Below are 24,627 nucleotides of genomic sequence, written 5' to 3' on the forward strand. Positions count from 1 at the left end.
CCGTACCGGAGAACACCGACATGACGCTCATTCAGCCGCCGCTGATGGTCACCGGCGGCACCCACCCCGCCCGAGCCCTGCGGATGATGGTCCGAGACCTGTCCCACGGCGCGCAGGGCATCACCGAAGGCGGCGACCTCAAGGTGGCGCCCACGTCCACGCCCGGGCCGGGAGTCCGGGTCGGCAGCGGCTCCGCCGTCATCGCCGGCGCGACCTGGGGACAGGGCTCCTACACCCAGGCCAACAGTGGCGACCACGTCGTGCCGATCGCCCCGACCGGCGGCACCGGCCGAACCGACCTGCTGGTGTTGAGGGTCGAGGACCCCGAATTCGAAGGCAACCGGGACCCGGCGCGTGACGACATCGGGTACCTCCACGTCATACCCGGCGTCTCGGCTACCACCACCGCACCGCCGTCCGGCATGACCGCGATCCCGCTCGCCCGAATCACCCTGCCAGCGAACTGTGCCACCGTCACGGCCGCGATGATCACCGACCTGCGGAAGGTCGCCAACCCTCGCCGGGACCGGTCCCTGCAGCAGATCATCGGGTTCCCGTACTCGGTGCTGCCGCCGGCATCCGGCGTGTGGCAGACGAACTGGCCGCCGGATGCCCGGGTCTACACCGACGTGCCCATCTGGGCTACCAGGGCCAACGTGGTGGCCACGTTCACCGGCGTCCGCGTCTTCGGAGAGACGTTTTTCGGTGTGCGCCTCAAGTGGAGCGACGGCTGGCTCAGCAACGAATACCAGGTCGACATGGACACCACCACGTTCGCGTCGAGGACCACGGTGATGGTGGCAGACAGTCCCTACCTGGACCCGAGCTTCCGAGGCAAGAAGCAGGAACTGCGCTTGCAGGCGGGTCGGTACAACGACGCCAAGGGCAACGCCGATGTGGACCGGAGCACGGCGATAACATTTGACGTCGAGTTCATCGAGAGCGCCTACTGATGGCGGTCTACCGGTACTTCACGACGCACCCCCTCACCGGCGAGGTCCTGGTCCACGACCTGCCGCTGTCGGGCGTTGCGTTCGGACCGGAGCTCAACGGCCCCGGCAGGATGTCCGGTGTCCTCGCCCCGCGGTTCGCGCACCTCGCACCGTCCCAGGCAGAAGCCGGGTCGGTGCTGCTGTGGGCGGAACGCGACCAGCGGCTGATGTGGGGCGGCCTGATCTGGTCCGCGATGCCACAGGACGACGAACTCCCCATCGAGGCAGCAGGGTTCGCCTCATATTCGACGCGCCGGTACGACCTGCACGGCAACCTCGGCGGGCGCGGCCCGTACATCGAGGCGGACCCGGGCCGGGTCATCGTTGACACGTGGGCGTACCTCCAGGAGCAGCCCGACGGCGACCTCGGCGTGGATGTCCGCCGGCTGTCCGGTTGCCCGACCCGGCTGGGCACCGCGGAACAGCCGTACACCGTGAAGGCGTGGGAGGGCACCGCGCTGTCGAGCGTGATCCGCGACGTCACCGCGATCGACGACGGCCCGGAGTGGACGGAGACCGTCGCGTGGGAGGGCGAGCGCCCGACCCGGACCATCACCGTGGACTGGCCCAGGCTCGGCACCCGCCGCGACGACCTGTGGTTCGCCACCGGCGTCAACGTCGCCGAGAACCCGAAGATCGTCAGCAGTGCCGACGAGTACGCGCAGGTGGTCGTCGGCCTCGGCGCCGGCAGCGGCATGGTGAAGGTCCGCGCCGTCGATGCGGTGCGTGACGGCCGGCTCCGGTTGGAGCACGTTCTTGACCGGCCGTCCGTCACCAGGTGGCCCGCCCTCGCCCAACTCGCACGCGCCGAGCGGATCCGCCGCCAGCAGACCGCCCTGGTCGAGGAGATCACCGTCTACGACCACCCGGCCGCACCGATCGGGTCCTGGCAGATCGGCGACGACGTGCGGCTGTCGATCCATGACCAGTGGGCCGACTTCGAGGGCTGGGCCCGCATCGCCGCGTGGACGCTGCACCCCCCGGAGGGGGAGCAGCCCGAGACCGCCACCCTCCGCCTCGCCCGCGCCTACACGACGGGAGCCTGAGCATGCCCACCGCCCTCGACGAACTCGCCGCCCGCATCGCCGCCCTGGAGAAGGCCCTGAGGGAGTTGTCGCGCGCGTCGCCGCTCGCGCACTCCTCCGTGGACGACGGCGCGTTGACCGTCACCGCCGACGGCAAGCTGCGGGCCATCATCGGCCAGCAGGGCGACGGCACCACGGGCATCAACATCGTCAACGGCCCCGTCCCGCCCACCCCTTCGGCGCCGACCGCCGTTCCGGCCCTCGGTGGCGTCCGCGCCAGCTGGGACGGAACCTTCGCCGACGGCGCGCCCAGCCCCCTCGACCTGGCCCGTGTCGAAGTCCACGCCGCGTCCGTCGCCGAGTTCACCCCCGGCCCGACCACCCTGGTCACCACCATCGACACCCCGCAGGGCGGCATCGTCACCGTGCCCGCCAGCAGTGCCGTGTGGATCGTGCTGGTGGCGCGCAGCACCTCGGGGCGGGCGTCCGCGCCGTCCGACACCGCGACGGCCGTGCCGGCGCCGGTCGTCGCCGACGGAGTTCTCGCCGGCATCGTCGACGAACTCGCCCTCGCCGACGAGGCGATCACGGCGGCGAAGGTCGCCGTGGGCGCGATCAACGCCGATGCGATCGCCGACGCCGCTGTGACGGCCGCCAAGCTCGGTGCCGCCGCCGTGGAAGCGGCCGCGCTCGCGCCGGGCGCGGTCACCGGTCCCGCCATCGCGGCGGGCACCGTCACCTCCCGCGAGATCGCCGCCGAGGCGATCACCACGGCCGAGCTCGCCGCAGGCGCGGTGAACACCGCCAAACTTGCTGCTGGGGCGGTGACCGCCGCCGAACTCGCCGCCGGCGCGGTCACCGCGTCGAAGCTCACCTCCAACTCCGTGTCCGCGGGGAAGATCGCCGCCGACGCCGTGTGCGCGGGGAAGATCGCCGCCGACGCGATCACCGGCCGCGAGATCAAGGCGCTGTCGATCACCGCGGACAAGCTCGCCGTCAACTCGATCACCGCGGACAGGCTCGCCGCCGGCGCGGTCACCGCGGCCGTGCTGGCCGCCGACGCCATCGACGGACGCACCATCAAGGGCGTCACCATCACCGGTGGCACCATCACCGGCGGAACGGTCCAGACCGCGCAGTCCGGGCGCAGGGTGCTGCTCTCGCCGGTAGACCCCACGGACAACAGCGCCGCCCCGTCCACCCTGCTGTACTCCGGTGCGGCGGCGGAGCGGGCCCCGGCCCGGCTGACCGGCGAAGTCCAGAGCACTCCGGACGGCAGTGCGCCGACGGCACGCCTGACTGCCCCCCAGGTCACCACGGACGGGGCGCACACCCCGCGGCTGCTCCTCAGATCCGGTGGCCCCGCGGCCGGCTACTCCGCGCGAGGCGGATTCCTCCTCGACGTGTACGGGGCGGCCAGCGCCGGTGGGCAGGCCATGATCGCGGGCTACGCCGGGTCCCCCACCGACCCGGCTTCGGTGGAGCTGAGCGTTCGCCGCACCGGCAGCAGCGTCAAGACCGCGATCACCCACCTCGACCCGGAGACGTGGTCCGTCCAGCTCGCCGACCAGATCGCCAGCCTGTACCTCAGCTCCTCCGGGCTGACCGTCAAGGCCGTGCTCGGCGAAGTCCTGCTTCAGACCGGCACCGGCCTGCGGCTCCAGGGCGGCAACGTGAACGTCGGCGGCGGCCTCGTCGTCGGCAGCGGCACCTGGAAGGGGCTGACGTTCAAACAGGGATGCGGGCAGCTCGGGGGCTGGCGGACCGTCACCATGAAGAAGATGCCGGACGGGACGGTGGCGTTGCGCGGCATCGTGTCGGTGCCCGCCGGCGTGACGAGCGGGGTGATCGCCACGATCGACGACCCGGAGCTGCGCCCCGCAGAGTCCGAGGTGTTTCCGGCTGCGACATCGAACAACGTCAACGGGAACGTCTTCGTGCAGTCGAACGGCAACATCGAGTTGTGGAGCGCCTCGGGGAACCTGGGGGGCTGGCTGTCCTTCGGTGGAATCCGGTGGTCGTGTGTGGACTGATGGGGTGACAGCCGGCGGCCGTAGGATGAGCGGTGGCGCGGGGGCGTAGTTCAGGAGCAGTCCGTGAGCGTCCCGCCGACCGCCGAGCCCACTCTGTGGGAACTCCAGCGATCCCTGACACAGCTCCGTGAGGACCAGCGCGACTCGATCGCCGGTCTCCGCGAGGACCTTCGTAGTGACCTTCAGGCACTCGCGGTCAGGTTGGAGCAGTCGGTGACCAAGGACGTGTACCACGCGGACCAGCGGCTCCTGGGGCAGCGTCTCGACGTGGTCGAACGCGACCTTGCGTCGGAGCGCCAGGCCCGGGAGGACGCCGAAGACGCAGCGTCAGCTGCACGCCGCTGGTTGGTTGGCGCGTTCGTCGCGCCGGTCGTCGTGGCGATCCTCCAACTGTGGCTCTTGGCGCAGGGCAAGCACACCTAGTACTCCAGTGCGACTTCGCGATCATGTCGGTTTCCCGGTCTACCCTGGCTGACCATGGGCTACGACGTGCACATCACACGGCGTGTGGACTGGTGGGCCGAAGAGGGCCAGGACATCAGCAGGGTGGAGTGGGAAGCGGTATTCGCTGATGATTCCGGCCTCGCGATGGCACCGCTATGGTGGACCGCCGGCCGGATCGTGTCCAAGAACCCGAGCGACGCGGTGATCGCGACGATGTGCCAGGTGGCGAAGGTGCTGGACGCGCGGGTCCAGGGCGACGACGGCGAGTACTACGACGCCTGATGCGTGCGGCCACCGCGAGATGATCAAGGGTTGTGTCGACTCTTGAAGATCGCGCGGTGGCCGCGGGCCATAGCGTAGACCCTGCCCGATGGCGGGCGTTGTTCGACCAGGCCATGGCCCGGATTGCGGGTGTGTTCGGGCGGGTGGAACCTTGCGCCACCGCCCGCGCCTAGCATCACCTTCTATGAACTCCCTCGTGGGCCGTACTGCCCATGGCACGATGTGGGGCATGAGTACGTTAAGGCGGGTCAGCGGCAAGGTGTCGGTCGAGAACAGCCAGTTCGGCCTCTGGGAGGACGACCCCTTCGATGAAGGGGGCGGTTCTTGGATGGCTCTGGAGATCGCGGACCATCCATCCTTTGCCACCGTCGATGAAGGTCGTGTCAAAGTGCGGAGCCTGCACAAGGACCATTACGCCTCAGTCACCCTGGAGTATGGTCAGGAAGCTGTCGCAACGGCGCACGGCTGGGAAATGATCGGCGCGTACCGCTACGTGACTCGGGGTGCCGCAGTGGAGCTATGGTCACTTTTCTCGGGTCCGGCTGGTGTCGAGCTAGAGCTCGGTGAACCGCAGTCGGCCTTGTGGCTGCAGATCTTCCGCAGGAGGCCGGAGGGGGCTCTCCCTTTTGAGGAGAGCCCCCTCGGTGCGCCTGAGGACCTTGAAGAATACTGGTTCTACTTCTCGCCCTGTCAGTGACCGACTGCCCTACGGGGTAATCAAGACCTTGAATTTGTCGTTGTGAAGAACTCGCTGCGAACCGTAGAAATTTCCAAGGTCGTATCCCGCGTTGCTGTTTTCAGTCGCGCTGACATACTTGACGGAGAAGTTTCCGTTACCGACGCCCGCCCCCTCCCATGTCGATGCGAACGGGAATTCGTCACACTGCTCGAGCGGAGCGTGAGGCAAGGGGGTGCATGCCGTGCTTACGGCACTGCGATTGTCGGCAAACGCCTGGGCGGCCACCGGGTTGGCTTTGGAGTAGAGGCGCGATAGCGTGGATCCCTGTTGGGCGCTCCCCGGGATAACCTTGGGGGAATTGTCGGACTTCACTGGAAGCGTGCTTCCCGGGTCGGTGAATGCCTGGTTGATGTGCTGGGCGACTCCCTTGACGCGCGCGTCGCTCATGCTCATGGTCATCGTGGGAGTTAGCTCGCTGAATACAACGCCCTGCTTGGAGGGCAGGTAGGATGCCGAGTCGAATCGGACCGTGCTAAACCCGCCGGAGAGCCACGGAGTGGGGGTGGTGCCGGCGGGGAAGAATATCTTGTAGAACCATTGGATATTGCAAACCTTGATCTTGTCATCCCCGTCTCCGACGGTTGGCGGAGACGTTACGTTCATTCCGAAGAATCCGTTTCCTTGCAACTGGGCGGCCGTTGCGGTGTAAGGGTTGGTTCCGCCTGATACGGCGCACTCTGGGTCATTCGCACCGGTGCCGGCTAGCTTGTATATCTGGATTTCGCTGGCGGCTGTATAGACGCCGCTGTAGCGGATGTTACTGATTTCGACGCTACTGACGACGTCCCTGGTTCCGTTGGATCCCGTTGTTACCTCGGTCTGCAGGAAGCTGATCGTCCCGATGACCTGACCGTTCGTGTTGATTGCAGTGGAGGAGATCGTCTGATAGCGGCAGAAGTCATACCGAGATGTGATCTTCCCTTCGCGGATTCCGGCATCGGGGATCGCTCGACAGGCATTGAAGTCGACAATGCCCGTGATTCCCGCTGTGTTGCCTGCTACAGCGTTTGGCACGCGCTGGGGCGAGGATTCACTCTCGCCAATTGAAGGGCTCGGCTTGATGCCGGCCGCCGGAGATGCTACGTCTCCAATTTCTACCGCACCTGCTTCGGAGAATCGCTCCCGGACTCGCGAAATGCTCTCCCCGATCTCCACGGTGATAGAGGGGTCAGGGCTTGAGAAGGAGACGATGGATATGGTCCCGCGAATTTCTGCGGAAACAGGCGCGGCCGCAGTCAATGCAGTCGTCGCAGTCAGCGCGAACACCAGCGCGAGGCGATGCCATTGGATATTCAATCCTACCCCCAAGCATGATTGACCTAATTCCTGCGAAAATCCTACTCGGGGTTTGAGTTGATCAATATGGCGGTGTTCATTCTTGGCTTGTTCTAGGCGATGACTGGCCGGACCGGGCGGCCAGTCGTGGCGCGCTTATGGCGAGCCCGCCGCAAGCGGAGGTGGTGCCCTTCTTGACGAAGCTGGTGTCGTCGATGATCAGGACCCCGTCGCTCTCGCCGAGGTGTTCGGCGACACGGTGCTGGAGTTCGTCGCGGACCTCGTCCGCGTCCCAGCGAGCGTCAGCGGGCAGGTGCTGGAGGCCGTAGGGGGTGGCGTGCCCGGCGTATTCGGCAAGCTGCCAGCCGTTCTTGCGGCCGATCGCACCGAGCAGGCCGCTGACGTAGTCACGCATCCGGCGGCGTGGTTCCACTCGGCTGAAGCGGCGGCCGACTCGGAGGAAGAGATCTCCGAGTTCGTTGTCCCAAATCTCGGCCGCAGGCTCGTTGATCACGCCGGGAGGCTGCCCCGACACTGCCATTACCAACGTCGCCTGCAAACGATCGAGGGGCGGCCTCATGAAGACCGCCCCTGATGAACCATCAGACCGCTGCACCCACCGCTCGGGCCTGCTCTGAACAGGCAAAACGTCGAAGTCCTGCTGGAGTACCAGTTCGCGGCAGCGGACCGGAATATATGCTTGGCAGGCGCGGGGGAGAAAAGCGAACAGCCATGGCAGCACCCCTGACCGCAGATACTTTCCTCAACTCCCTCCGCAGTGAGGGGATTTCCGTCACCGAGGTCGGCGACTGGCGTCATCACAACCGCAATCAGAAGGGCGCATGGGGGTCGGTGCACGGAGTGGTGATTCACCACACCGCGACCTCCGGGACCGGCACTTCGGTGCAGATCTGCCGGGATGGCTACGACGGGCTTCCGGGTCCGCTGTGTCACGGTGTCATCGACCGTGACGGCGGCGTGCACCTGGTCGGCTACGGCCGGACCAACCACGCCGGCGCGGGCGACGGAGACGTACTCGCCGCCGTGATCGCCGAGCGCGCCCTGCCGCCGGCCGACCAGGCCAACACCGACGGCAACTCGCGGTTCTACGGCTTCGAATGCGTCAACACCGGTACTGGCGGCGAGAGTTGGCCGGGCGTGCAGGTCGAGGCGATGGTACGTGCCGCCGCGGCCGTGTGCCGGGCGCACGGCTGGACCGAGCGGTCCGTCATCGGTCACAAGGAATGGCAGCCGGGCAAGCCGGACCCCCGCGGCATCGACATGAACGAATTCCGGGCCCGAGTCGCGGCCCGGCTCGGCGGCCGTCCCGCACCGCAGCCGTCCACGCCGCCGTCGTTCCCCGGCCGGGACGCCTTCGGGCCCGGCAAGTCCAACAGCAGCATCCTCGCGCTCGGCCAGCAGTTGGTCCGCCGCGGCTTCGGCGCCGCCTACAAGGTCGGCCCGTCCCCGTCGTGGGGCGAAGCCGACCGGCAGAACGTCGCCAGCTTCCAGCGCGCCCAGGGCTGGACCGGCCAGGACGCCGACGGCCTGCCCGGCCCGGAGACCTGGCGACGCCTGTGGTCCTGACCCCGCCCCCGAACCGGACCCACCTGAGGAGCCCCTTGAACGTGTACGTGTCCCTGCTGCGCATCGGCGTGCCGTCGCTGGTCGGCTGGCTGATCGCCCTCGCCGCCCGGTACGGCCTCGACCTCGACCCGGCCGCCCTGGCCGGCGTGGTCGCGCCCGTGGCGAGCTTCGCCTACTACGCGGTGTTCCGCTTCGCCGAGCACTACCTGTCGCCGGGCTGGGGCTGGCTGCTCGGCTACGCCCGGCCGCCGCAGTAGCCGGGCGGGAAAGCCGCGCTACCGACGCCGTGACCGACGCCGGGCCCGCGGGCCCGGCTGCTCGACGCCGTGCCGTGCGTGAACAGCGGCCCGCGCCGGGTGCGCCGGGAGAGGATGGCAGGCCCGCATCGCCCGGGAAACGACCAGGCCCCCATCCCTAGGGATGGGGGCCTGACCTCTTGGATACCCCCACTGTAACAGCAGCGGATCGACCCTCTGCGGCCAACGATCATGACGTTCCATCAAGGAGGCTGGGCCGCCGCATCCGGCCCGGACGGGGCGCACCTGGCGATCAGCGATCGGCTCACCCCGACCCCGGCGCGTAAACTTGATACTCATCTATGTGAGGAGTGGAGAGTGGAACAGGAAAAGGCGAGGACGACGCCCGTGGTCCTGGTTGGGGCGCAGGAGTTCGCCGCGGTGTTCGGCGGGCCGGCGCGCAACACGGCGCAGTGGATTCAGCGGGGGGTGCTGGACTACGACGAGGCGGCGATCGTCTCGGGGCGGGCCTACTGGCCGATCGGGTTCGTGCTGGCGTGGGGTGACACCCCGGAGCGCCAGAAGACGCCAGACATGGACTACGTGAAGCAGCTCATCGCCGAGCAGGCCCCGGGCGCGAACGAGAAGGTGGTGATGGCGGTACGGGCGAACAGCCTGCCGCCGATCGTCGGCGTCCAGGAAATCCTGGCGCTGACGGGCGAGGATCCGACGAAGGCGAAGCTGATCACCGATGCGATGAAGGCGGGGGTGCTCACGCCGGACTGGCGGCTGTCGGGTTCCCCGCTGTGGCGGCTGCCGAGCGCGCTCGCCGGCCTGGAGCGGATGCGGGAGAGGCCGAAGTCCCGGCCGCTGGTGGTGATTCCGGAGGTGGAGAAGGCGCTGGAGGGGCGAACCTACGACGGGCCGGGGTCGCGCATCACATCGGGGAAGGGGCGTACGGCCGAGCGGAGGGAGGAGCTCCGGAAGGAGCAGTCGCAGAAGCAGGCCCTCCGGGAGCCCACGGGGCCGGAAGGCTCGGAAGGGGCTTCGGAGGGGAGTTGACCACTCCCACTCGTTGAGTATAGAGTTTACTTAACGAGGGGCGATCCGGCCCCTCCTTCGAGCCGGAGTCGCCATGTCTGCACGATCCCCTCCCTGCCGCCGATCGGGCGGAGGGGTCGACCGAACCCCCTGCTCGGGGTCGGTCTCCCGTTAGACATACATGTGGATTCTTCGTAGTATCCCCATCACCATGAGGGGAGTAGCGATGTCCGCAGTCCTGCAAGAGCAGCTGCCCGGTCTGGAAACCGTGCGCCGCGTCGTCCAGCCGGCGACCGGAACCGCGCGACAGCAGACCATCCAGGAGCGGTTCGAGCAATTCCACGCCCTCAACGGGTGGGTGCTCGCCGACCTGGAGCGACTGACCGCCGAGTGCATCGACGCGAAGTTCACCAAGGTCAGCCTCGGGATGCTGTTCGAGCTCGTCCGCTACTCCTACGGCCGCGCCACCCTCTCCGCCGACGACGACTTCCGGCTGAACAACGACTACAGGTCGCGCTACGCCCGCCTGCTCATCGAGCAGCACCCGGAGTGGGCGCCCTACTTCGAAGTCCGTGCCCTGCGCGCGGACTGACGCACCACCATGACCTCTTGGAGAACAACCCGTGCCCCCCAAGCTCAACTCCCGCCGGCCCACCGGCATCGTGCCCTGGCCGTTCATCCTGGTGGAAGGCGACGAAGGCGCTGGAAAGACATACAGCGCCATCGAGTTCAGCGGCAGCGACCGCGTCGGCCAGATGTACGTGATGGACCTGGCGGAGGGCTCCGCCGACGAGTACGCCGGCATCCCCGGGGCGAAGTTCGAGGTGATCGTCCACGACGGCTCTTACCAGTCCATCGCCGACCAGGTCGAAGCGGTCTGGTGGGAGGCCCACCGGGCGGCCGCCGCCGGCGAGAAGCCCGTCGTCTTCGTCATCGACTCCGGCTCGGCACTGTGGAAGACGCTGTCCACCTGGACCTACGAGCGGGCCAAGCGCAGCAACAGCAACCGCGCCCGGCTCGCCGAGAACCCGGACGCGACGATCGACGTCGGCCGCCACCTCTGGAACGACACCACCACGCGCTGGTACCGGATCGTCCACATGCTCCAGACGATGCCGGGCATCGCCATCATGCTCGCCCGCGGCAAGGAGATCTCCGCCACCGACGGCAACGGGCAGCCGCTCGTCGTGCGGGGCCGTCCCGTCAGGGAGTGGAAGGTCTCCGCGCAGAAGGACCTCGGCTTCGACAGCACCGTCTGGGTCAGGATGAGGCGCGACCAGCCCACCGAGCTCATCCGGGCCCGCACCCTGCGGTTCCGCGTCGAGAGCGGCAAGCCCATGCCGCTGCCTCACTTCTCCTACGAGAAGCTGGTGTTCGAGATGCTCGGCTGCTCGATCGAGAGCCAGCCCCGGGACATGCCCGAGCTGACCGGGGACCGCACCGGTCCGTGGATGAAGCGCATCGCGGAGGCGGCCGACCGGGACGCCTGCGTGGACCTGTGGAACGAGCTGAACGCCGGGCCTGGACCCGAGACCGCCCTGTCCGAGGCCGAGTGGAAGACCGTGCGCCTGGCCGTGCAGGCGCGTGTGGGGGAGTTGGCCGCGCCGCCGACCACGATCGACGACGAGCCCGGCAGTGACGCCGCACGGCTGCGGGCCGCTGCCGAGGCGCAGCAGGCCGAGGCCGACGCCGAAGTCCTCGGCGAGCAGGCAGCCGCCGCTTGACCCGCTCGGCCGGACTGCCCGACACGGAGGGCAGTCCGGCCGGCGGGCTCCACGATGAACGACAACATTCCTGTGCCCGCTTGGCCTTGTGCCAGCCCGGCCTGCGGCGACCGCTGCGACTGCTGCCGCGAGTGCGGCATGCCGCCCGAGGACTGGTGCCCCCGGTGCGCCGCCTGCGTGTGCGTGCCGCCCTGCGACTGCCTGCCCGGCAACTGACCGCGACGGCAACGGCCTTCTTCGTTCGGGGCCCCGGCTGCGCCGGCGCGCCCCTCTTTCTTCATGACCTCTTGGAGCAGCACGACCATGTCCACCTCGACGATCACCGATCCGTGGCCGTCCATCTGGGTCGCCGCCGACGCGATCGACCGTGCCCGGCCCCGCTCCCGGCAGCGCCAGCTCGGCGCGTCCGACACCGCCTGTGAGCGCCGCGCCGCCTACAAGGTGCACGGCTGGGAGCCGACCGACCACGTCATCAGCGCCGCCGCGATGCTCGGCACCTACATCCACGAGGGCCTGACGACCGCCGCCCGCAAGGAGTTCGGCTGGTTGACGGAGAAGAAGGTCGCCGATTCCTCGGTGCGGGGCTCCGTCGACATCATGCAGCTCGACCGGGTGACGGCCCGCCAGCTGCCGCGTCGGATGCGGCCCACGGTGCCCGCCGACGAAAACACGGTGGAGGAGATCAAGACCCGCACCGTGTACCGGTGGGACGAGACGGTGCGGTACGGGGCGACGGCGCCGGAGCTGCGGCAGGTGATGACGTACGTCCGGCTGCTGAACACGGCGGGGTTCGAGGACGCGAACGGTCAGCGGGTCCTGGCCCGGCTCGGCCCGATCAGGGTCGAGAAGATCCGGCTGCGGTTCATCTGCCGCGACAACGGCGAGGAGTTCGTCCAGGAGGTCCCCTACGACCCGGAGATCGCCGAGGAAGCGGTGTGGTGGCTCCAGCGGGTCGCGGAGACCGAGCATCCCGAGCAGGCGCGACGTGACTTCCTCGGGCCCGGGATCGACGCGGCCTGCGACTTCTGCCCGTTCGCCACAGCGTGCTGGGGCGCGCCGGCGGACGGGCGGCCGGTGCAGGCGAATCTGGTCCACAGCGACGAGGACGTGGCCGCACACCTGGCCGACTACGTGGCGGCGCACCGGCAGTGGTCGGACGCGGACAAGAGGAAGGTGTTCGCCCGAAAGTCGGTGGACGGCTCCGATCCGGGCCGGTACGGGGCCAATGTCCTTGGCTGGGGCGGGAAGGAGAAGAAGGAGCAGCAGCCCGACCTCAGGGCGATGATCGAGCTGTTCGACACGCTCGAAGCGCCGATCCCGATGGTCCCGGACGAGGCCCGCATGGTGAAGGCGCTGGTGACGGCGGGTATCGCGGTGCCGATGCGGACCGTGGTGAAGCGGTCCCCGCGGCGTATCGACGTGCGCGCGGCACGCGAGTGAGCGCGGCCCGGCCAGCCGCACCCGCCCGCCGCCGAGAAAGAGCCCACGCATGTCGATCCACCTGATGCTGGCCGCCGCCTACCTGCCGCCGGAGGTCGTCGGCAACCCGGCGGAGAAGCTGGCGCTGATGAAGCTCGGAGACTCCGCCGACGACGAGACGCGCCTCGCCCGGCCCGGCATCCGCCGGCTCGCCGCCTGGGCCGGGGTGGGCAAGAAACGCGCGATCACGCTGGTGACGGAGCTGGTGAAGAAGGGGCTCGTGGAGCGCGTGGAGATCGGCAAGCCGGGCCGGGCCGCCGTCTACCGGGTGTTCCCCGCAGGGGTGCCGCGCATCCCCACCTCGGAGGAACTGGAGGAGCGGTTCGCGGCTGCCGAAGCGGCACCGCGCAACAAGCGGCTCGCCCGGGAGGGCGTGGTGCGGGCCAAGCCGAGCCCGACCGCCCGCAACAAGGCGGAGAAGCCGGCGAAGGCCCCGGCCAAGGACAGGTTCCCGATCGGGAACCCAGCGGAAGGCCCGGAGAGGGTTCCCGATCGGGAACCCAGCAGGTTCCCGACTGGGAACCCTCCAGGTTCCCGATCGGGAACCCCGTCAGTTCCTGAGTCAGTTCCTCGTTCTGTACCTTCCCCCCAACCCCCCACGGCTGATGCCGCAGGGGGCGGGCAGGAGCCGTCGGCGGGGGAACCGTGCAGCCGGCATCGGAAGGTAGCCCGGAACTGCCGGGGATGCGGGACCAGCGCCCGCGCCCAGCGCGAGGGCCGGGACAAGGAGCGCCAGGAAGCTGCGCGCAGGGCCGAGCAGGCGCGGACGGAAGAGCTCCTGCGGGAAGGGCGCGTAGTCGCCGAGACTGCCAAGGCGAACCCGCAGAAGGTCGAGGCGGCCCGCGAGGCGGCGAAGCGACTGGCGCGTGAAGGCCGCGAACGGAGCAAATATCACGAATAGGTGACGAACCGTCCAAAACTTGCACCCCCATGGGGGTGAGTATAGAATTTACTTAAGAGGTGAGGGGGAGTCCCCACCGAACAGGAGGAGAGCCGAGATGCTGCCCACGCTTACCAGCCGCACCGTCAACAACCGCACCACCCTGACCCTCGACTACAGCTCCCTCCTCGACCCGCTGATCCGCATCATCGCCACCGAGCGCGCCGAAGACGAGCAGGTCGACAAGGACCTCGACCGCATCGCCGACCTCGCCGGCACCGCCTCCCGCATCGAGGACGCCGACGACAGGGAGCCCGTCGCCGCCGAACTCGGCTACCGCGTCGACCGGTTCCTCGACACCCTCGGCAGCCACGCCCGCCACGAACTGGCCACCGAACCCCGCCCCTGGGCAGTCGGCTCCGCCCGCGTCCTCGCCGCCCAGCTCCGCGCCATGGCCGACCGCATCACCGAGTGGGCCGACCAGCTCGCCGCCCAGCCCGCCCCCGAAACCGAGCCCGCCGCCTGACCCGCATCTCCGGGCCGGACACCCCGGCCCGGAAATGCATGTGGACTCTAAACATCAAGGACCGGAACCGGGATGACCTACGCCACCCCCCTCAACCCCGCCTACACCCCCATCACCGACACCGCCCGCGCACGCGGCATCCCCTTCCACGTCAGCACCAACCGCCGCACCGCCGTCCTCCACCTCCACCTCCCGGACGGCAGCACCCTCGAAATCGGCGACGACGGCATAGGAGGAGCAGCAGCCCAGAAGCCCGGAGGCACCACCGGATTCACCCTCCGACGAACCCTCCCCACCGGGCACGTGAACCGCATCTACGACTCCACGATGCTCGGCCCCCACCACGCCAACGGCGCCAACCCCGCCCCGCTCCTGGCCGCCCTCGACCGATTCCTCCCCCCGCCGTCGACCCGCACCACCCCGCGCAAGTCCCGCCACCGCCTCCTGCGCCGCCTCCTGCACCTCACCTGCCGAACGACAGCACCACCAACCTCTTGGAGCCCCCCGTGCGACTCGCCCCGCTGCCCGAGCACAACCGCGTCAACGACCTCGCCTGGAAGGCGATGTACGACGCATACGAGCCCCTCATCACCCCGCTGCGCCGCCGCCAGCTGATCACCGACATCGACACCTGCGGCCCCGCCACCGTGATCTACTCCCAGCTGCCCGACGGCAGCTTCCTGCGGATCGGCACCACCACCACCACCGACGACGGCGGCCTGCCCGCCGGCGGCATCGACAACGTCACCTCCTGGCTCGTCGTCCGCGAAAGCGACGACAACCCGACCGTCCGCCACCTCGTCTACGACTCCACCCCCCACCCGGACAACCTCTACGGCCGAAACGGCGCGCTCATCGCCCCGCTGCTCCTCGCCGTCGACGCCTTCCTCGACGTCCGGAAGATGCCCGGCGGCCCGAGCGACCACCGGGCGGTCGTCACCATCGACACCATCCACGAGACCGGCCCGGCGGGCTTCGCCACCTCGCAGACCTTCAAGCACGCCGTGGAGGCCTCCGACAGGCACAAGGACCTCCTCGTCGCACTCATCGGCGACGGCCTCACCACGGTCCACGACTACGGCGTCGCCCCGTTCCGTCGAACCGTCCTCGCCGCCGGCGACCGGGTCCAGATCCTGACGACCACGCTGGCCGAACTCGTCCCCGGCGGCCGTGCAGCCCTCCGGTGCTTCTGCCTGCTCGCCCACCCCCAGACCCCCGAGGAGGACGCCCGACTCCAGGCCGAGATCGAACAGGCCCGGAGCATCGGCGACGCCAACGGCGTGTACGTCGGCCTCAAGCGGCTCGCGACCGCGCCCAACTGCCCGGCCCGCCCGAAGGGCACTGCCCGTGTCTGAGCAGACCCCCGCCGAGCAGCCCGGCCCCGACGCCGACGACCAGCCGCACTCGGCCCTCGACGGCCTGTCGAACCTGTTGGCCACCCCGCCGTGGTGCGGCCCCGACTGGTCACCCGCCGGGCCGAGGCGCAGCACCGCGCGGAGCCTGGGCCACCTCGACCTGAACGCCACCCGCGCCTACGCCAAGCCCGAGGACGACCAGCCGTGAACGCCATCCAGATCATCTCGCTCGCCCTGGCCGCCACCGCGCTCGTCACCGGTACCGCCGCACTCGTCGGAGCTGTCCGCACCGTCGCCAAGGCCCGCCGGCGCCACTGACCACGCCCGATCACGAACCACCGAAGGAGGCCCCGATGGGCCGAGCACTCATCCTTGAGGGCGGCAGCCCCGCCGCCCACATGTTCCTGGACCACTTCACGTTCGAGTCCGTTGTCCGCGCCATGGACAACCTCGGCATGATCCAGGACCTCAACATCCTCGACCTGGCCCGAGTCGCGTTCCACCGGGCGCTCCCCGGCAGACCGCTCAGCCAGATCGACCCCGGCGACGTGCACACCGTGATGGGCGACCTGCGTGCTGTCGGCGCGGCCGAGCCGACCGGCATCCCGCGGCACAAGCTCGCCACGGCCGAGAGCTGGCTGATCATCTCACGGGAGATCACCGCGGCCCTGGCCGCCTACCAGCAGGCCGAGCCCGAGCGGCGCGAAGCGGTCGCCGCCCGGATCGATGAGTGGACCGCCTTCGTCGACTTCCTCCACCTCGCCGGCGACCACGCCGGCCTGCGCAGCAACTGACCTCCGCCCGGGCCGCGCTGTGCGGCCCGGGCCACCGACCACGAAGGAGCCGTCATGGGCACCCAGTTCTACATCGAGACCGACACCGACACGCCGGGCGACAGTTACGACCAGAGCGCAGGCGGCATGGCAGTACTCCTCACCCTGATGCGCGAGTTCGGCATGCTCACCGACGCCGAACCGCCCCACCCTGTGACCCTCGACGAGTTCGGCCTGAGTCCGGCCGACTTCGACGGGCCGCCCCGCGCCGGAAAGGTCAAGCCGGAGAAGGCGGACGCCTTCGCCGCCGCACAGCAGGCCGCGCAGGACCGCTTCGACTACTTCGACCCGGCCACGACCGGCATCCCCCACTACAAGGCTGCCTACAACGAGGGGCGGCTGATCGCCCCCCAGGAGATCACCGCCGCGCTGGCCGCGTACGACTCCCGGCCCGCCGAGCAGCGCCGCGAGGCCGACACGGCACTTCACGGCGGGTGGACGCGGTGGATCGCTTTCCTGCGCCAGGCCGCCGGCTCCCGCTTCGGTATCCGCGTCTTCTGACCACCGGAAATGCATGTGGACGCATATTGCGCCCGACCTGACCTCTTGGATTCCCGATGACCCGCAACACCCCGGCCGAGCGCCCGCCGACCATTCGCCCGGCCGCCGACCGCAACTGGCTCGCACTCCGCCCCTACCCGCCGAGCCCGCCCGCCGCCCCACCCCTGCCGACCGGCCCCGGCCCGGCCGCCGACCCCGAGAGCTGAAGGAGCCCATCAGGCATGTCCGTATCTGTGATCGATTTCTTGTGTGGCGCCGGCGGCTCCTCGACGGGCTTGGTCGAAGCCGGCATGGACCTTCGACTGGGCGTCAACCACTGGGACTTGGCGCTCGCCACCCACGCCGCGAACCACCCTCTCGCCGAACACCTGCGCATCGACGTCTCCGCCATGCCGATGCGCTACCTGCCGAAGGCCGACGTGCTGTGGGCATCGGTGATCTGCACCGAGATCAGCCCCGCCGGCGGCCGCCGCCGTGAGAGCGCGCAGCTCGACCTCCTCGACGGCGACGACGGGTTCAAGTCCCTGCCGACCGACGCCTTTGAGCGGACCCGTGTCACCGCCTGGTGCGTCGTCCGCGCCGCCGAGGTCCTGAAGTTCAAGGCGATCGTCGTGGAGAACGTACTGGAGTTCGCCACCGACTGGCTCCTGTTCCCGCAGTGGATCGCGGCGATGAAGGCCCTCGGCTACAACTACCAGGTGACGTCGGTGAGTTCGGCGCACATCGGCGACGAGAACAACCTGCGGGCCCCGCAGTGGCGAGACCGCATCTACATCGCCTTCACCCGCAAGGGCATGCGCAAGCCCAACCTCACGCCCTCGCCGCTGGCCTGGTGCTTCGAGTGCGGCGAGCCGGTCAACGCCGTGCAGACCTGGCGCGACCCGAAGGTGACGATCGGCAAGTACGCCAAGCAGTACGACTACCGCTGCCCCAACACACGATGCAACCACGCTCTCGTCGAACCGTGGGTGCGCCCGGCGTCCGCCGCGATCGACTGGACCGACCTCGGCCAGCGCATCGGCTCCCGCAGCAAGAAGCTCGCCGACACGACCATGCAGCGCATCGAAGCCGGCCGCGCGAAGTACCCCTTCGAGCCGTACTCGATCACCCTCACCCACGGCAAGGACGGCGGAGACCGCGCCTACGCCGTCGCCGAGCGCCCGATGCCGACCCGCTCCACCAAGCAGGGCGAGGCGCTGATCGTGCCGGTCGGCGGCAGCTGGAACACTGACCCATACCCGGCAGACCAGCCCCTGCGGACCCGCACCACCCGAGAGTCCGAAGCCCTGGTCACCCCCGGCCCGTACATCGTCGAGTTCCGCAACAACGCCTCGACCTCCCCAGTCCACGGCCCCGTGTCGACCATCTCGGCCCAGGGCAACCACCACGGCCTGGTCATACCCGGGGGCCGAGTCGATCCGCGCGACCGCAACACCCTGGTCATCCCGTACCGCAAGGGCACTGCCAAGCACGCCGGGTACCCGCTCCATACCCTCTCCACCCGGGACTCGGCCGGCGTCCTCGTCAGCGCCGACACGGTCGAGGACTGCTGGTTCCGCATGCTCAAGCCGAAGGAGCAGCTGGCCGGGCAGCGGTTCCCCGGCGACTACATCGTCCTCGGTACCGGCGCAGAGCAGACCATGCAGGCCGGCAACGCCGTGTCGGTGAACGTCGCCAAGTGGATCGGTCAGCGGCTCCTGGAGGTCCTGTGACCTCCCGCGAGAACCCGGCGGGGCAGTACCCGGCCCTTGTGCTCGGCTTCCCGCCCGGTTACGCCGTCCCGCCGACCCGGCCCCGCCGGGACTACAGCACCCCGAAGCACCTCGGCAACGCCTCCGCGCCCGCCAGAGCCCGCCGGACGAACTCTGCCCCCGGCACGCCACGAAGCCGCCGCCGCGCCACGGCCGCGCCGCCGACCGGCCGTCCGGCACCGCACAGCCCACCGAGCCCGCGCGCCTTCGCCTGACAAATCCCGCCCCACCCCGGGCCCCGGCCACCGCCGGGGCCCGCCAAGACCGAGAAGACCACCGCCATGTTCACCGCCCTGCCCGACACCGACCGGTTCCTGCCCGGCTGCTACCACGACCCGCGATTCAGCCCCGCCGAAGGCGACTGGACGGACAAGAAGACCCTCACCGACCTGTGCAAGCCCGCCCTGCCGACGTGCACACCCTGCCCGTTCCGGGCGCAGTGCATCCGCCAAGTCCAGCCCCACCCGAAGAAGTTCGACGGGATATGCGGAGGCCGCCTGTGGCTCGACGGCCGCGTCATCGCCGTCGCGGACGACGTGGACGACGAGGATCTGCCACTGTCCGGCAAGCCCCGCACGGTGTGCGGCGAGACCGCAGGAGTCGCCGAACACCAGGCCAGCGGGGAGCGGCAGTGCCCGGCCTGCGCGGCCTTCACCGCAGCCGAGGCCGAACGCGCCGCCGCCGAAGCCCAGATGGCCGAGCTGGCCGTTGCCGCGTGACCGCGCACCGTCCCCGAGGCCGCGCCCCGCCGCGCAGCCCGCCGACGCCGAGAACCCGAACAACCACCGGACAAGGAACAGCAGTTGACCTACGAAACGACCCTGAAGGACATGGCCGTGGAAGCGTGGCGGAAGCGGCAGGACGCACGCGACCCCCTCGCCAAGGCCCTGGCCGAGGAGTCCGTCTTCCGCGCCGAGGACTTCGTCTTCCAGACCTTCGGCCGGGTCCCCGTCGACCTCCTCACGTGGGAAGCGGACCAGTGCGTGGGCGGCGAAGTGAACGCCGCCCGCGCCGACCTGCCGGACACCCCCGGCTGGTACCTGCGCTGGTCGCTGGGACCCGAACACCACGGCCCCGCCCTGATGCTGCACCGGCCGTGCGCCGAGGGCGGACACCGCAACCGCATCCACAGCCTGGCCGGCCTCGGCGCCCACCTGGCCGCGCTCGCCGACCGCTGACCCGCCCGCCGCCGCAGAGGCGGCACCAGCCACACACCGACACACCGAAAGCGCGACGGCCCGGATGGGGCCGGGCCGCCGCGCACCGCGACACGACAAGGACGACATGGACTGCACGACCACGCCGACGGATCCCCACCGGCACCCCATACCGCTGGTGATCGGCCTCGACCTCTCCCTGACCTCGACCGGCATCGCCGGCGTCGACTGGGCCGACGCGCTGCGCCCGAAGGCGGGCGTGCGCGGGCATGCCCGCCTGGACTGGCACCTGCGGGAGATCGCCGAGCGCACCCGCGCCGCGGACCTCGTCGTGGTCGAGGGCGCGGCCTACGGGCACGGCGCGCAGGCCGGCCACCACGAACTTGCCGGGTTGTGGTGGCACGTCACCCAGATGCTGTGGCGGCGCGGCACCCCGTACGCGACGGTGCCGCCCGTCCAGCGGACCATCTACGCCTGCGGCGCGGCGAACCCGGCCAAGGACTACCCGAAGAACGTCCGGGCCCGCGTCGCCAAGGGCATGGTGCGTGACGCCGTCGCCCAGCGGTACGGGCTGGAGTGCGAAGGAGCCGGCCGCTATGACAAGGCCGACGCGGCGGTGCTGGCGCTGATGGGCCGCGACTGGCTCGGTATGCCGGTCGTCGAGGTGCCCGAGACGCACCGGCGCGCCCTGGCCGGGGTGGCGTGGCCCGAGCCGGCACAGCCGGTGCTGTGACCTGCGCTTTTACCTTCGTCCACCGGCGAAGACGTGGTCCGCCGGACTGGACCCCCCTCCCCTTGTGAGTATAGAATTTACCCATAAGGGGAGGGGGTGAACCCACCGCCTCCACGCACCGCACCGGAAAGGCCCGCACGATGACCATCGCCGCCACCACCACCGACGCCGTGTTCACCGCCGCCGCGACCGCCACCCGCTGGAAGTCGACGAACCTCGGCCTGATGGCCGACGTCAGCCACGCCGGCGACACCTGGACGGTCGTCCTGCCCCGCCAGGGCGACGACGCGCAGGCGACCAAGGTCGAGATCACCTGGCGTGAGAGCCGGGGCGGAACCGAGCACGTGGGGGTTCCGGCGACCTGGCCCCAGACCATGAAGATCGTCGACGCCGCGATGGCCGCGACCCGAACCCACTGACCATGCCCGCCGCCGAAACCCGGCGAACCCCCGCCCGGACCCCCGGGCCCCTGAAGACCGCGAAGGACGACCATGCAGCTCCTGTTCGCCGACCACGCCGCCCGCCTGGCGACCGCCGAACTCGCCCGCGCCCTCGAAGACGGCACGCTGGCCGACGCCGTCGAACAGTCTTACGACCTCTCTCACGAAGAAGCCGCCGAGGCGTGCAGCGCAGTACGCCGCACCCTCATCGACACCTGGGGCAACCTCGCCCACTGCCTGACGTACGAGCAGTGGCTCGCCGACGCCCAGCCCGCGCTGATCCACGTCCTGGTGGACGTGGCCGCCCGCACGGTCGACAAGCCCTGGACGGGCGGCGACGGCCTGCGCGCCCTCCGCCACGCCCTCGCCCGCATGGACGCGGACGCCAGGCTCTTCGGCTGACCGAACCGGGGCGGCGGCTCGCCGCGGTGTCGTCGCCCCGCCAAGAACGCTGCCCCCGCCGCTTGGCAGGAGCGCGAACCGCTGCGACGCGGGCCGACCTGCCGGATCGTGCCGAACGCGTCCGCGCCCTCGGCCCGCCGATGTCGAATCCGGCGTGCGCCCAACCTTCAGATCTCACGGAGCAGCGATGGCAAAGATGATGACCGCCCAGGGCAAGTGCCGGGACTACTGCTGCCCCGGGCACAGTCCCAAGTCGCTCGATGTCGGAACCGAGCGGGCACGTGAGAAGCGGGAATGGACTCGCGAAGCCGAGTCGGAGACCGCGGAGGACCGGCCGACGCCATGACCGGCGCCCTCGCCACGTTCCTCGGGACGAAGACCGCCCCGCCGAGCCAGAACCGCCCCGGGGTGCCGCGTCCGCACCCCGTGCCGACCCCGTCCGCGAACCCGCCAACGATCCCCGGAAAGGCCCCCATGCCCACCCCGACCCATACCGCCACCCTTGCCGAACTGCTCGCCGACGGCGACCCCGAGGCGCTCGGCGGCGAAGTCCGCCACCTGCTCGGCCTCGACGACGGACCGACCGCACTGTACGCGGCGGGCGTCACCGAGTGCGCCACCTACGCCGCGTGGGAGGCGGCCGGACAGCCGGGCGACTACCCGCACTGGCTGGGCTCCCTGCCGCAGCCGTTCCTCCACGCGATGCTCGCGCTCGCCGCCGGCGCCGCCGACGACGAGGCGCGCGCACTGCACACGATCGCCGCGTGCAGTGCGGCGCTGCGGGCTGTCGCCGTCCAGATCGGCCACTAGAGGTCTACTTTTTGACCACGAGCCAGACAACGGAGCACACCGAGGCGGTCTGATCGAGCACCGTGAAGACCGCAGGGTTCCGGTCGGGCACCACCGGGCAGCGAGCCCCTGTCGGGACGACCGCTGTGATCCTCATGACGAGATTGAAGTCCGACGGGATTTTCGTCCCGGTCTCGCACCCGCTCACGGTGTACAAGGAGCCCGTGTACTTGTCGTAGTCGGAGGTCGAGCCGAAGAAGCACTGGCCGACCCTGAACTGCCGGTCCATGCAGAGCACCGTCACCGAATGGTCGTCGTTGCTGTGGCTGAACCACGACTGGCCGGCGTTGTTCGGGCAGCCCGCATCGGTGTTGACCACTGCGGTGACCCTGTTGAGGGCGCTGTTGCCACGGCAGTCGACCGCGGTCGGCATCGTTTTGCTCCACGCCCATCCTGTGTAGTGCAGGTCGAGGCAGTCGCCGGTGCGGATGGCGCGGAAGGCCAGATCAACCGGGTCAGGAGCGGGCGACGGCGTGGGAGTCGACTTCGTCGGTACCGGGCTCGGTGTCGGCGGTGCGGGCGGTGCCGGGGGCGCGGGGGGTGCCGGGGGCGCCGGGGGCGGAGAGGGAGTCCAAGGCGCGGCAGTGCTCTTCGAAGACGACGACGAAGGCGAAACGACGCTACTCACCCACTGACTCAGCGGTTGGTAGAAGACCGCGATGACAACCGCGACGATCACGGCCACGCCGATCAGAGGGAGCGTGATGTGGAAGTGCTGGTCGCGGCCGACTTGGGTGAGGCGTCCGTTTTCGCTCGCGCTGCCGTCGATCCGCACGCTGATCGTGTCGTCCTGCCACTGCTCCGGCTCCTGGCCGGGCGTTTGGGAGTTCACCGCTCACCTCTCGGTGATGTGGATGTCCCTGGCGGCTTGGACGATACGGCCATGCCCGGAGGCGTGCGCGTTCATCACAACCGACGGAGACGGCCCGCCGGTCAAAGCGGTCCCCGTCAATTCCTCTACCAGTTCCCGCAGTTGGGCGGCTGCCTCAGGGTCGGCCGCGAGCAGCCGCCGCAGCCGGTTCTCCCATTCGTCGAGTACTGCCCGCTCGCTCCGCTCGTCGTTGTGGTGGCGGGCTTCGGCCACCTCTTCCCGGGCTTCGCCGAGTTCCGCGAGAACAGTCGCTTCCCGCTCAGGGTGACGGCGCCGCCAGAGCGTGCCGACCGCGCTGCGGATCTGCTCCCAGGCGCTGGTCGTCAGCCGTTGGACTATCGCCGTAGCAGCTGCGCCAGCGAGTGCGCTCAGTTCCGCATCCACAGTTGTCCCCCGCAATCAACCGGATCAGATACCTGCCCCAGCTGTGGTACCACGACTGGGGTAGAGTGAGCAAGGCGTAATCCAGCAAGGAGAGTTGATGGGAAATCAGGAGCGCAGGGACCTCTTGCGGGATGCGGCCATCAAGGTGCTGGCCGAGGAGGGCGGGCGCGGCCTGACCCACCGTGCCGTCGACTTGGCGTCGGGGGTGCCGCTGGGCACCACGAAGAACTACTTCCCGGCTCGCGACGCCCTGCTGCGTGGAGTGGCCGAGCGGTGCGTGGAGCATTACCGGGAGGCCGCGGACAAGGCGATGGACGCCCAGGCTGAACTCGCCGGCCGGGAGGAGTTGGTGGCCATGCTCCGCGGCCTGTTGCAGGACGTCGCCGGCCCAGGTCGGCCCCGCATGCTCGCCTACATGGAGCTCCAGGCCGAGGCATCCCGCAAATCCTGGCTGGCAGTGATTCTTGATCAGATCGCCGCCGCGGATTTCAGCGGCTTCGAGCTGGCCCAGCGGGCCGCTGGACTCGTCGGCACGCGGCAACAGGCCGCCATCGTCACCCTTGCCCTGCATGGCGCGATTCTCCATATCTTGGCGGACGGCCCCGACGCCCTGGCTGCCGCGGGCCTGAACGACCTTGACCAGTTCGTCCGCAGTCTGCTGGACGTCGTTCACCCGGAGGGCTGACCCGGGGCCTCCGAGGCGGGCGCGCTGTCGGCGGGCAAGGGGCGGTAGCGCAGGGCAAAGGCGGCGATGCCCTTTCAGGGTTCGTTTTCGGCAGTGATCAAGGGGTGTTCCTGCTGGGGTCTTTGATCCGGACCGTCGGGCCGTGGAGGTGGAGGCCGGTGGAGGCGGCCGGGCGACTGCCCGCACTGGCGGGGCTCACTTCCGCAGCCGTTCCTCCATGCGGTGCTCGCTCTGGCCGCCGGCGCCGCCGACGACGGGGCGCGTTTCTGCGTGCGATCGCCGCGTGTGGCGCGGCGCTGCGGGCCGGCGTCGTCCGGATCTGCCACTAGGTCGAGAGTCGCCTCCGCCGCCCGCGGGGTCGGCCATGCGAGAAAAACCCCTGGTCAGGAGTTGCACGGGAGCG

The 24,627-nt window shown here is 69.7% G+C and carries 31 protein-coding genes; 27 read left to right on the forward strand and 4 right to left on the reverse strand.

The window, feature by feature from the left end; all coding sequences use genetic code 11:
• Positions 1-20: 20 nt before the first annotated feature.
• The 6 genes from ACFV4P_RS02930 to ACFV4P_RS02955 all read left to right on the forward strand — a co-directional run bounded on the left by ACFV4P_RS02930 (position 21) and on the right by ACFV4P_RS02955 (position 5,473).
• The gene (locus ACFV4P_RS02930; RefSeq protein ID WP_380466605.1) at positions 21-953 is read left to right on the forward strand and encodes a hypothetical protein; all 933 of its coding nucleotides are present in this window, start codon (positions 21-23) and stop codon (positions 951-953) included.
• Complete coding sequence (locus tag ACFV4P_RS02935; protein ID WP_380466607.1) at positions 953-2,038, forward strand: hypothetical protein; 1,086 nt, start codon at positions 953-955, stop codon at positions 2,036-2,038. Before ACFV4P_RS02930 ends, ACFV4P_RS02935 begins: the two co-directional genes overlap by 1 nt.
• A gap of 2 nt (positions 2,039-2,040) precedes the next feature.
• Positions 2,041-4,050 (forward strand): hypothetical protein, encoded by a 2,010-nt coding sequence (locus ACFV4P_RS02940; RefSeq protein ID WP_380466609.1) that lies wholly within the window; start codon positions 2,041-2,043, stop codon positions 4,048-4,050.
• Between the two features lie 63 nt (positions 4,051-4,113).
• The gene (locus ACFV4P_RS02945; protein ID WP_380466611.1) at positions 4,114-4,473 is read left to right on the forward strand and encodes a hypothetical protein; all 360 of its coding nucleotides are present in this window, start codon (positions 4,114-4,116) and stop codon (positions 4,471-4,473) included.
• Positions 4,474-4,527: 54 nt separating this feature from the next.
• The gene (locus tag ACFV4P_RS02950; RefSeq protein ID WP_380466613.1) at positions 4,528-4,776 is read left to right on the forward strand and encodes a hypothetical protein; all 249 of its coding nucleotides are present in this window, start codon (positions 4,528-4,530) and stop codon (positions 4,774-4,776) included.
• A gap of 184 nt (positions 4,777-4,960) precedes the next feature.
• Complete coding sequence (locus tag ACFV4P_RS02955; protein ID WP_380466615.1) at positions 4,961-5,473, forward strand: hypothetical protein; 513 nt, start codon at positions 4,961-4,963, stop codon at positions 5,471-5,473.
• Positions 5,474-5,482: 9 nt separating this feature from the next.
• On the opposite strand, the gene ACFV4P_RS02960 is transcribed toward ACFV4P_RS02955, so the two are convergent.
• Positions 5,483-6,781 carry a NucA/NucB deoxyribonuclease domain-containing protein gene (locus ACFV4P_RS02960; protein ID WP_380466619.1) on the reverse strand — a complete coding sequence of 433 codons (1,299 nt, stop codon included), beginning with the start codon at positions 6,779-6,781 and terminating at the stop codon, positions 5,483-5,485.
• Positions 6,782-6,887: 106 nt separating this feature from the next.
• Positions 6,888-7,370, reverse strand: coding sequence for a transposase (locus tag ACFV4P_RS02965; protein ID WP_380466621.1), 483 nt, complete (start codon positions 7,368-7,370; stop codon positions 6,888-6,890).
• Positions 7,371-7,522: 152 nt separating this feature from the next.
• Between ACFV4P_RS02965 and ACFV4P_RS02970 the strand changes: the two genes are divergently transcribed.
• The 20 genes from ACFV4P_RS02970 to ACFV4P_RS03065 all read left to right on the forward strand — a co-directional run bounded on the left by ACFV4P_RS02970 (position 7,523) and on the right by ACFV4P_RS03065 (position 22,245).
• Positions 7,523-8,377 (forward strand): peptidoglycan-binding protein, encoded by an 855-nt coding sequence (locus ACFV4P_RS02970; RefSeq protein ID WP_380466623.1) that lies wholly within the window; start codon positions 7,523-7,525, stop codon positions 8,375-8,377.
• 35 nt (positions 8,378-8,412) lie between these two features.
• Complete coding sequence (locus ACFV4P_RS02975; protein WP_380466625.1) at positions 8,413-8,634, forward strand: hypothetical protein; 222 nt, start codon at positions 8,413-8,415, stop codon at positions 8,632-8,634.
• Positions 8,635-8,991: 357 nt separating this feature from the next.
• Positions 8,992-9,675, forward strand: a complete 684-nt coding sequence (locus ACFV4P_RS02980) for a hypothetical protein (RefSeq protein ID WP_380466626.1) — start codon at positions 8,992-8,994, stop codon at positions 9,673-9,675.
• A gap of 205 nt (positions 9,676-9,880) precedes the next feature.
• Positions 9,881-10,246, forward strand: coding sequence for a hypothetical protein (locus tag ACFV4P_RS02985; protein ID WP_380466628.1), 366 nt, complete (start codon positions 9,881-9,883; stop codon positions 10,244-10,246).
• Between the two features lie 31 nt (positions 10,247-10,277).
• A complete protein-coding gene (locus ACFV4P_RS02990) occupies positions 10,278-11,378 on the forward strand; it encodes an AAA family ATPase (protein ID WP_380466629.1) in 1,101 nt (366 codons plus the stop codon).
• Between the two features lie 303 nt (positions 11,379-11,681).
• Positions 11,682-12,818, forward strand: coding sequence for a hypothetical protein (locus ACFV4P_RS02995; protein ID WP_380466631.1), 1,137 nt, complete (start codon positions 11,682-11,684; stop codon positions 12,816-12,818).
• A gap of 49 nt (positions 12,819-12,867) precedes the next feature.
• Positions 12,868-13,758: a helix-turn-helix domain-containing protein gene (locus tag ACFV4P_RS03000; RefSeq protein ID WP_380466633.1), complete on the forward strand. Its 891-nt coding sequence runs from the start codon at positions 12,868-12,870 to the stop codon at positions 13,756-13,758.
• A gap of 97 nt (positions 13,759-13,855) precedes the next feature.
• Positions 13,856-14,263: a hypothetical protein gene (locus tag ACFV4P_RS03005; protein WP_380466635.1), complete on the forward strand. Its 408-nt coding sequence runs from the start codon at positions 13,856-13,858 to the stop codon at positions 14,261-14,263.
• Between the two features lie 506 nt (positions 14,264-14,769).
• Positions 14,770-15,618 carry a hypothetical protein gene (locus ACFV4P_RS03010; RefSeq protein ID WP_380466637.1) on the forward strand — a complete coding sequence of 283 codons (849 nt, stop codon included), beginning with the start codon at positions 14,770-14,772 and terminating at the stop codon, positions 15,616-15,618.
• Positions 15,611-15,826: a hypothetical protein gene (locus ACFV4P_RS03015; RefSeq protein WP_380466639.1), complete on the forward strand. Its 216-nt coding sequence runs from the start codon at positions 15,611-15,613 to the stop codon at positions 15,824-15,826. Before ACFV4P_RS03010 ends, ACFV4P_RS03015 begins: the two co-directional genes overlap by 8 nt.
• Before the next feature lie 145 nt (positions 15,827-15,971).
• A complete protein-coding gene (locus tag ACFV4P_RS03020) occupies positions 15,972-16,412 on the forward strand; it encodes a hypothetical protein (protein ID WP_380466641.1) in 441 nt (146 codons plus the stop codon).
• Positions 16,413-16,466: 54 nt separating this feature from the next.
• Positions 16,467-16,952 carry a hypothetical protein gene (locus ACFV4P_RS03025; protein WP_380466643.1) on the forward strand — a complete coding sequence of 162 codons (486 nt, stop codon included), beginning with the start codon at positions 16,467-16,469 and terminating at the stop codon, positions 16,950-16,952.
• A 56-nt stretch (positions 16,953-17,008) separates the two neighbouring features.
• On the forward strand, positions 17,009-17,158 hold the full coding sequence (locus tag ACFV4P_RS03030; RefSeq protein WP_380466645.1) for a hypothetical protein: 150 nt from the start codon (positions 17,009-17,011) through the stop codon (positions 17,156-17,158).
• Between the two features lie 15 nt (positions 17,159-17,173).
• Positions 17,174-18,664, forward strand: a complete 1,491-nt coding sequence (locus ACFV4P_RS03035) for a DNA cytosine methyltransferase (protein WP_380466647.1) — start codon at positions 17,174-17,176, stop codon at positions 18,662-18,664.
• Between the two features lie 320 nt (positions 18,665-18,984).
• Complete coding sequence (locus ACFV4P_RS03040; RefSeq protein ID WP_380466649.1) at positions 18,985-19,422, forward strand: hypothetical protein; 438 nt, start codon at positions 18,985-18,987, stop codon at positions 19,420-19,422.
• Positions 19,423-19,506: 84 nt separating this feature from the next.
• The gene (locus ACFV4P_RS03045) at positions 19,507-19,881 is read left to right on the forward strand and encodes a hypothetical protein (RefSeq protein ID WP_380466650.1); all 375 of its coding nucleotides are present in this window, start codon (positions 19,507-19,509) and stop codon (positions 19,879-19,881) included.
• Between the two features lie 106 nt (positions 19,882-19,987).
• Positions 19,988-20,593, forward strand: a complete 606-nt coding sequence (locus ACFV4P_RS03050; RefSeq protein ID WP_380466652.1) for a hypothetical protein — start codon at positions 19,988-19,990, stop codon at positions 20,591-20,593.
• A 140-nt stretch (positions 20,594-20,733) separates the two neighbouring features.
• Complete coding sequence (locus ACFV4P_RS03055) at positions 20,734-21,012, forward strand: hypothetical protein (protein ID WP_380466654.1); 279 nt, start codon at positions 20,734-20,736, stop codon at positions 21,010-21,012.
• 72 nt (positions 21,013-21,084) lie between these two features.
• The gene (locus tag ACFV4P_RS03060) at positions 21,085-21,435 is read left to right on the forward strand and encodes a hypothetical protein (RefSeq protein WP_380466656.1); all 351 of its coding nucleotides are present in this window, start codon (positions 21,085-21,087) and stop codon (positions 21,433-21,435) included.
• Positions 21,436-21,909: 474 nt separating this feature from the next.
• Positions 21,910-22,245 carry a hypothetical protein gene (locus tag ACFV4P_RS03065; protein ID WP_380466658.1) on the forward strand — a complete coding sequence of 112 codons (336 nt, stop codon included), beginning with the start codon at positions 21,910-21,912 and terminating at the stop codon, positions 22,243-22,245.
• 4 nt (positions 22,246-22,249) lie between these two features.
• On the opposite strand, the gene ACFV4P_RS03070 is transcribed toward ACFV4P_RS03065, so the two are convergent.
• The gene (locus tag ACFV4P_RS03070; protein WP_380466660.1) at positions 22,250-23,116 is read right to left on the reverse strand and encodes a hypothetical protein; all 867 of its coding nucleotides are present in this window, start codon (positions 23,114-23,116) and stop codon (positions 22,250-22,252) included.
• Positions 23,117-23,119: 3 nt separating this feature from the next.
• Complete coding sequence (locus ACFV4P_RS03075; RefSeq protein ID WP_380466662.1) at positions 23,120-23,539, reverse strand: hypothetical protein; 420 nt, start codon at positions 23,537-23,539, stop codon at positions 23,120-23,122.
• Positions 23,540-23,636: 97 nt separating this feature from the next.
• Between ACFV4P_RS03075 and ACFV4P_RS03080 the strand changes: the two genes are divergently transcribed.
• Entirely contained in the window at positions 23,637-24,224 is a 588-nt protein-coding gene (locus tag ACFV4P_RS03080) for a TetR/AcrR family transcriptional regulator (protein WP_380466664.1), read from the forward strand.
• The last annotated feature ends 403 nt before the right edge of the window (positions 24,225-24,627 follow it).

The sequence above is a fragment of the Kitasatospora sp. NPDC059795 genome (assembly GCF_042732175.1).
Lineage (GTDB): Bacteria > Actinomycetota > Actinomycetes > Streptomycetales > Streptomycetaceae > Kitasatospora.

Excerpts from the sequence above, each read along its gene's own strand:
- ACFV4P_RS02930 (WP_380466605.1), top strand. The coding sequence starts at position 21 with ATGACGCTCATTCAGCCGCCGCTGATGGTCACCGGCGGCACCCACCCC.
- ACFV4P_RS02935 (WP_380466607.1), top strand. The coding sequence starts at position 953 with ATGGCGGTCTACCGGTACTTCACGACGCACCCCCTCACCGGCGAGGTC.
- ACFV4P_RS02940 (WP_380466609.1), top strand. The coding sequence starts at position 2,041 with ATGCCCACCGCCCTCGACGAACTCGCCGCCCGCATCGCCGCCCTGGAG.
- ACFV4P_RS02950 (WP_380466613.1), top strand. The coding sequence starts at position 4,528 with ATGGGCTACGACGTGCACATCACACGGCGTGTGGACTGGTGGGCCGAA.
- ACFV4P_RS02955 (WP_380466615.1), top strand. The coding sequence starts at position 4,961 with ATGAACTCCCTCGTGGGCCGTACTGCCCATGGCACGATGTGGGGCATG.
- ACFV4P_RS02965 (WP_380466621.1), bottom strand. The coding sequence starts at position 7,370 with ATGAGGCCGCCCCTCGATCGTTTGCAGGCGACGTTGGTAATGGCAGTG.
- ACFV4P_RS02970 (WP_380466623.1), top strand. The coding sequence starts at position 7,523 with ATGGCAGCACCCCTGACCGCAGATACTTTCCTCAACTCCCTCCGCAGT.
- ACFV4P_RS02985 (WP_380466628.1), top strand. The coding sequence starts at position 9,881 with ATGTCCGCAGTCCTGCAAGAGCAGCTGCCCGGTCTGGAAACCGTGCGC.
- ACFV4P_RS02995 (WP_380466631.1), top strand. The coding sequence starts at position 11,682 with ATGTCCACCTCGACGATCACCGATCCGTGGCCGTCCATCTGGGTCGCC.
- ACFV4P_RS03000 (WP_380466633.1), top strand. The coding sequence starts at position 12,868 with ATGTCGATCCACCTGATGCTGGCCGCCGCCTACCTGCCGCCGGAGGTC.
- ACFV4P_RS03005 (WP_380466635.1), top strand. The coding sequence starts at position 13,856 with ATGCTGCCCACGCTTACCAGCCGCACCGTCAACAACCGCACCACCCTG.
- ACFV4P_RS03020 (WP_380466641.1), top strand. The coding sequence starts at position 15,972 with ATGGGCCGAGCACTCATCCTTGAGGGCGGCAGCCCCGCCGCCCACATG.
- ACFV4P_RS03025 (WP_380466643.1), top strand. The coding sequence starts at position 16,467 with ATGGGCACCCAGTTCTACATCGAGACCGACACCGACACGCCGGGCGAC.
- ACFV4P_RS03030 (WP_380466645.1), top strand. The coding sequence starts at position 17,009 with ATGACCCGCAACACCCCGGCCGAGCGCCCGCCGACCATTCGCCCGGCC.
- ACFV4P_RS03035 (WP_380466647.1), top strand. The coding sequence starts at position 17,174 with ATGTCCGTATCTGTGATCGATTTCTTGTGTGGCGCCGGCGGCTCCTCG.
- ACFV4P_RS03040 (WP_380466649.1), top strand. The coding sequence starts at position 18,985 with ATGTTCACCGCCCTGCCCGACACCGACCGGTTCCTGCCCGGCTGCTAC.
- ACFV4P_RS03050 (WP_380466652.1), top strand. The coding sequence starts at position 19,988 with ATGGACTGCACGACCACGCCGACGGATCCCCACCGGCACCCCATACCG.
- ACFV4P_RS03055 (WP_380466654.1), top strand. The coding sequence starts at position 20,734 with ATGACCATCGCCGCCACCACCACCGACGCCGTGTTCACCGCCGCCGCG.
- ACFV4P_RS03060 (WP_380466656.1), top strand. The coding sequence starts at position 21,085 with ATGCAGCTCCTGTTCGCCGACCACGCCGCCCGCCTGGCGACCGCCGAA.
- ACFV4P_RS03065 (WP_380466658.1), top strand. The coding sequence starts at position 21,910 with ATGCCCACCCCGACCCATACCGCCACCCTTGCCGAACTGCTCGCCGAC.
- ACFV4P_RS03080 (WP_380466664.1), top strand. The coding sequence starts at position 23,637 with ATGGGAAATCAGGAGCGCAGGGACCTCTTGCGGGATGCGGCCATCAAG.